Below are 5,451 nucleotides of genomic sequence, written 5' to 3' on the forward strand. Positions count from 1 at the left end.
AGAGAAGCTGCGCTTCGCCATCCGTGAAGGCGGCCGCACCGTCGGTGCCGGCATCGTCGTCACCATCAAGGAATAATCGATCCGGCTTTTGCCGGCTCGACAGGGAAAGGGCGGTCTTCGGACCGCCCTTTTGCTTTGGAAGCGGTATTGGGGAGCAGTATTGGGCCGCCCTGTTCAATGCTATTGCAAGCACCGTCGCTGCCACTAGTATGGCTGGATCCTTGGGCCTGCCAGACGTGGTTTCCGCATTCCGTTCAAAGATGATACAGCGCTGGCGCGGATTGGTCCGACACGGGTTGGCCGCTGCCTTGACGCTGGCCGCCCTCAGCGCCGCCGCGAAGGAAGCGCCGCCGGACTACGGTCCGGCGATGCGCTTCGTCGTCGTGCGCAGCAGCGCGCCGGGCTGCGAGCCTAACTGCCCGGAATGGATTTCCGCCGAAGGCACGATCGAGGCCGGCACGCCGGCGCTGCTGAGACGCCTGCTGAAGACGCTCGGCGGGCGGCAATTGCCGATCGTCGTCAATTCGCCCGGCGGCAATGTCGATGCCGCGCTGCAGCTTGGCCGCATGGTTCGCAAGAACAAACTCGATATCGCGGTCGGCATTACCGAGTTTTCCGGCTGCTCGCCGGGGATGAAGAACTGCCGGGACGATGACGCCAAGGACCAGCCCTATTCCGGCGTCGCTTACGACAGGGGTGCCATGTGCAATTCGGCCTGTCCGCTGCTGTTTGCCGGAGGCATCCGCCGCGTGGTCGGCGAATGGGCCTATCTCGGCGTCCATCAGATCACCACCACCTACCAGCGCGAGAAGCTGCTTTACCGCACGACCTATCGGATCGTGAACGGCAAGAAGAAGATTATCAGCACCAGGGTCGTTAGCCGCAAGAATGCCGGCAGCTACAAGACCTATGAGATGAGCAAGGCGGTCGAGAAGCGGCTGTCGGCCTATCTGAAGGAGATGGGTGTCGAACAGGGCGTGCTCGGCGTGATGAAGGCGACGCCTGCCAGCGACATCAGGCAGATCGAGCCCGAGGACATGCTGGAGATGAAGCTCGTCACCAGTCTCGATTCGCTCGATTTGCTGACCGAGGGCACCATCTGCCAGCGTCAGCCGGCGCCGGCGAATTGCCGCGAGATACCGGCGAACGGCAAGCCGGTGGCGGTCGCAGCCGTTGAAACCGGACTTTCGACCATTGCGCCGGTTCCCGCGCCGGCGCCGCAGGGCCACGAACAGGAGATGCGCTTTGCTCTTGTTCGCGGCAGCAATCCGCTTTGCAATCCCGATTGTCCGGAATGGATTTCGGCGGAAGGCACGATCGCGGCGGGCACCGCCGACAAGCTGCGCCAGCTGCTCGATACGATCCGGGAGCGCCGGTTGCCCATCATCGTCGACTCTCCCGGTGGAGATGTGCAGGCTGCGCTTGCCGCAGGCCGGCTGATCCGCGAGCGCAGGTTGGATGTCGCGATCGCGCGAACGGATTTTCTCGATTGCGATCCGGGCGCGGTGGGGTGCGTCGCACCCGATGGTCTCCATACCGGCCTCACCATCGATGCAGGCGCCGAATGCGACGCGGCTTGCGCGGTGATGATCGCCGGCGGCGTCCGGCGTTTGGTCGGCGCCAATGCGCATTTCCTGGTGCATTCCATGGCCATGGAAGACAAGGTCAGGGCGTATCTGGATGAGATGGGGGTCGGCTCGGGCTTTTTTGTCGCCATGCAGTCGGCCGAATATGCCAAGCACAGGGAACTCAGCCGGGACGAGCTGAAGACATTCGGGCTGACGACCGGCCCGCAATCGGTGGACGCGCTGACCGGCGCCACGATTTGCAAATCCGCTCTCAGGCCGGACAATTGCCGGGTTCTTCCAGCCGCCGATGCCGAGGCGAAGGCGCCGGCGAAGCTGTAGGGCAATTCCAGGAAAAGTGTTTGCGGTTTTCCGTCCGGAATTGCGTGAACAAGGAGATCGCGCACTGGCCATCGAGGCAGGTTGAGCGGGGCAGGGCGCTGCCGCTATCTTCTCCTTGCTGCATGCAGTGTGGAGGGGCGGCGATGAGCGAGGACATCCCGACTTTGTACGAATGGGCCGGCGGTAGCGAGGCGCTGAACCGGCTGACACGGGTCTTTTACGACAAGGTGGCTGCGGATCCGATCGTCGGTCCGGTATTCAGGCATATGTCGCCGGACCACCCCGCGCATGTCGCCGCCTTCATCGGCGAGGTCTTCGGCGGGCCGAAGACCTACAGCGAGAAGCATGGCGGCCATCGCGAGATGGTGATGCATCACCTGGGCAAGCACCTGATCGAGGAGCAGCGCCGCCGCTGGATCAATCTCCTTGCCGATGCGGCGGATGAGGTCGGCCTGCCGGACGACCCTGAATTCCGTTCCGCCTTCATGGGTTATGTCGAGTGGGGATCGCGGCTGGCGAAGATGAATTCGAATCTCGGCGAAACCTGCGATCCCGAGACCGAGCCGATGCCGGCCTGGGGGTGGGGCGTGCCGGGAGGGCCTTACAAGCCGCCGGCCGGAAACTCGTAAGGCGGGGCGCGCTGTTTTTGCCGGCGCGATCCGGTTCCGGCGGCAATGGAATCCAGATTTCAGGCAAAGGTTCCAAAACAGCATCGGAGTGCTCTTTACAGAGTGCCCGGAAGCTTTTAGGAAGCGCCTGCGCCGAACAAGCGCATGCACGGGCATAGCTCAGTTGGTAGAGCGGCGGTCTCCAAAACCGCAGGTCGTAGGTTCGAGCCCTGCTGCCCGTGCCATTCCTTCAAGAGGGCAGGCAACCGCCCTCTCGATCGCCGAAATCAGCCTTACATTTCTTCCGCGCCTCTGCCGCCCTGCCAGCCCGTGTCGCAGGCTCGGACCCGGTGCCGGCTGGATAGCGAAATCGTTGACGCAAGGTTTTCGTCTCTAGCAATTAACTGTGCGTTAGGATTACCAAATAGAAACGTGTTGCTTGCGAGTAACGCTGTGCTGGCCAGAGCAAAGCAAGGGGCAAGCGATCGTAAGTTTATGCAAAGCGCCGCAATTTTCTGGAATACTGCGCCTCCATTCCGTGCCTTCCTCTCGCATGGCGTCCTGATTCATCAGAAAACAATGCATTACGACTTCCTAAATTATGAGGCGCGCATGGCTGGAGTGGACTGCGGCGGGACGATCCACGATCAGGCGGAGGGCGGAACTGCTAGGGGCGCCCGCGCGGCCGCCGTCTGACGAGGTGGAATGGCGCGGCGGCAAGCTACGCGTGAATCTTTTCTCGGCTACCGCTGCGGCCCTGAAAGCCGCGCTGACGCCGGCAGGGGACGGATCTGCCTTGTCGCTGAAGGGTTCCCAAGTGCGATCGGCAGGACCAGCACGGATGACGATGCCCGCCTGCCCCTCGCCAGACCCGCACCAATTCACAGCAAAATCTAGGGAACCGTCATGTTGCCAACGAGGATCGCCGCCGCCCGCACGGAGAGGCCGAACTGTCGCAACGGCAATTCACGGGCCGCGCTTTCTTCCGCATCGCTGATCGCCTTGACGGCAATGTTGGCGTCCGCGCCGCGCAGCGCTCTTGCGGCCAACGAATGCGGTCCGCCAGTCGGGGGCGTGGTCACCTGCTCGGGCAGCAGCTATCCCTCGCCCGGCATCAGCTACAACGTGAACGGTCTGACGATAGTCCTCGGCAATCCCAATCTCGTTGCCCAGAAGACCACCAGCGGTGGGGGCGCCGTCTATCTCCTCGGCGGCGGCATCAACGTCAATGACCTTGTCGTCAACGCGCTGAGTTTCCAATCGCTCCAGACGACCCAGCCTTTGGCGGCCGCCATCAACGTCGCGAATCAGGGCACCGCCGGCAACGCCATCATCCGCATGGACACCGGCACGGCAACGTCGGCCTCCGCCTCCACCCTAGGCACGCTCTTCGCGAACATCGCCAACAGCGCCGGCACAGGCAATGCCCTGATCACACTCAACGGCGGACAGGTCAGCAATACGAATGCAGGCGACGGCGCAACCGCCCGCAACGCAGGTGCGGGCGATGCCGCCATCACCATGACCGGCGGGTCGGTCAGTTCCGTCAGCGGCGGCGGCGTGCGCGCCATTATCGTCAATACCGCGTCGTCGGGCGCCGCCAGCGTCACCATCGGCGGCGGAACGGTCACGACGGCTTCGGGTACGGGTGTCCTGAGCCAGTCGGAACTGGGCAGCGCCGGCATCACCATGACGGGCGGCACGGTCACGGTCCAAAGCGGTACCAATCCGGCCTTGAATGCGGTGGTCAACAATGCCGCTTCCGCGGGCACCTCAAGCATCGCCATGAGCGGGGGCACGGTCACGAATAACGGCAGCGGCGACGGTCTCTTCGCCAACAACAAGGGCGCCGGAACTTACAACATCAGCGTCACCAGCGGCACGGTGACCGGTGGCTCGGGCACGGGCGCCGCCATCCACGGCAATGCCGCGGCGGGCGGCACGATCGCCATCGGCTCCGGCGCCATCATCAATGCTGGAGCTTCGGGCATCGCCCTCAACCAGACGGGCGGTCCTGCCACCATCTCCACGGCGGGCGCCGTGACCGGCAACATCAATCTCAGCACCGTCGCCAACGTGCTGGACATCACGGGCGGCTCCATCTCTGGCAATATCAGCGGCGGCGGCAGCAGCGCGTTGAAGTTAGACCTCGGCTCGGGCAGTTTCGTCTACGGCGCCGCCTACGCCATCAGCGGCATGGACAGCGTTGCCATGAACTCGGGCTCGGTCGAGATCGATGGTAGCCTCGCCACCAACACACTTGCCGTCAACGGCGGCAATCTGATCCTCAACAGCGTCGCCACGGTTTCGAGTGGCACGACGACGATCTCGGCGGGCACGCTGCAGCTCGGCAATGGCGGCGCTTCGGGCTCGATCACAGGCGATTTGACGAACAACGGCACGCTCGCCTTCGACCGCTCTGACGTCTACACCTTCGCGGGGCTGATCTCGGGCACCGGCGGCCTGAATCAAATCGGCGGCGGCACGACGGTGCTGACCGGGACCAACGCCTATGCCGGGCCGACCACGATTTCCGCCGGCGGCCTCTATGTCGATGGCGACAACAGCCTGGCGACGGGGCCGACCTCGGTCGAGATCGGCGCCACGCTTGGCGGCAAGGGCACGATCGGCGGCAATGTTGTGGTCGCCGACGGCGCGACGCTCTCGCCGGGTTCGGCCGACGGCACGCCGGGCACGCTGGCCATCGCCGGCGATCTGACGCTCTCCGGCGGCTCGATCCTCAACTACAGTTTTGGCCAGGCCAATGTCGCCGGCGGGTCGCTCAACGACCTCACCAGCGTCGGCGGCAATCTGACGCTCGACGGCACGCTCAATGTCACCCTCTCGCCGGGCGGCACTTTCGGTCCCGGCATCTACCGGGTGTTCGACTATGCCGGCACGCTGACCAACAACGGGCTTGCGATCGGCTCCATCCC

4 protein-coding genes, 1 tRNA gene and 1 pseudogene are annotated in these 5,451 nt (G+C 64.1%); 5 read left to right on the forward strand and 1 reads right to left on the reverse strand.

What is annotated here, in order from left to right; translation table 11 throughout:
• The 4 genes and pseudogenes from P9273_RS31910 to P9273_RS31925 all read left to right on the forward strand — a co-directional run.
• Nucleotides 1-76, forward strand: a pseudogene (locus tag P9273_RS31910) (EF-Tu/IF-2/RF-3 family GTPase); the annotation flags it as partial.
• Between the two features lie 184 nt (nt 77-260).
• On the forward strand, nt 261-1,907 hold the full coding sequence (locus P9273_RS31915) for a hypothetical protein (protein ID WP_442920281.1): 1,647 nt from the start codon (nt 261-263) through the stop codon (nt 1,905-1,907).
• A gap of 143 nt (nt 1,908-2,050) precedes the next feature.
• Nucleotides 2,051-2,536 carry a group II truncated hemoglobin gene (locus P9273_RS31920; protein WP_278052543.1) on the forward strand — a complete coding sequence of 162 codons (486 nt, stop codon included), beginning with the start codon at nt 2,051-2,053 and terminating at the stop codon, nt 2,534-2,536.
• A 148-nt stretch (nt 2,537-2,684) separates the two neighbouring features.
• Nucleotides 2,685-2,760: transfer RNA gene (locus P9273_RS31925), tRNA-Trp, on the forward strand.
• A gap of 648 nt (nt 2,761-3,408) precedes the next feature.
• On the opposite strand, the gene P9273_RS31930 is transcribed toward P9273_RS31925, so the two are convergent.
• The gene (locus tag P9273_RS31930) at nt 3,409-3,564 is read right to left on the reverse strand and encodes a hypothetical protein (protein ID WP_278052544.1); all 156 of its coding nucleotides are present in this window, start codon (nt 3,562-3,564) and stop codon (nt 3,409-3,411) included.
• A 25-nt stretch (nt 3,565-3,589) separates the two neighbouring features.
• Between P9273_RS31930 and P9273_RS31935 the strand changes: the two genes are divergently transcribed.
• A partial coding sequence (locus P9273_RS31935) for a beta strand repeat-containing protein (protein WP_336619412.1) occupies nt 3,590-5,451 on the forward strand: 1,862 nt, incomplete at its 3' end.

Origin of the sequence: Mesorhizobium sp. WSM4935 (assembly GCF_029625735.1) — a bacterium.
GTDB lineage: Bacteria > Pseudomonadota > Alphaproteobacteria > Rhizobiales > Rhizobiaceae > Mesorhizobium.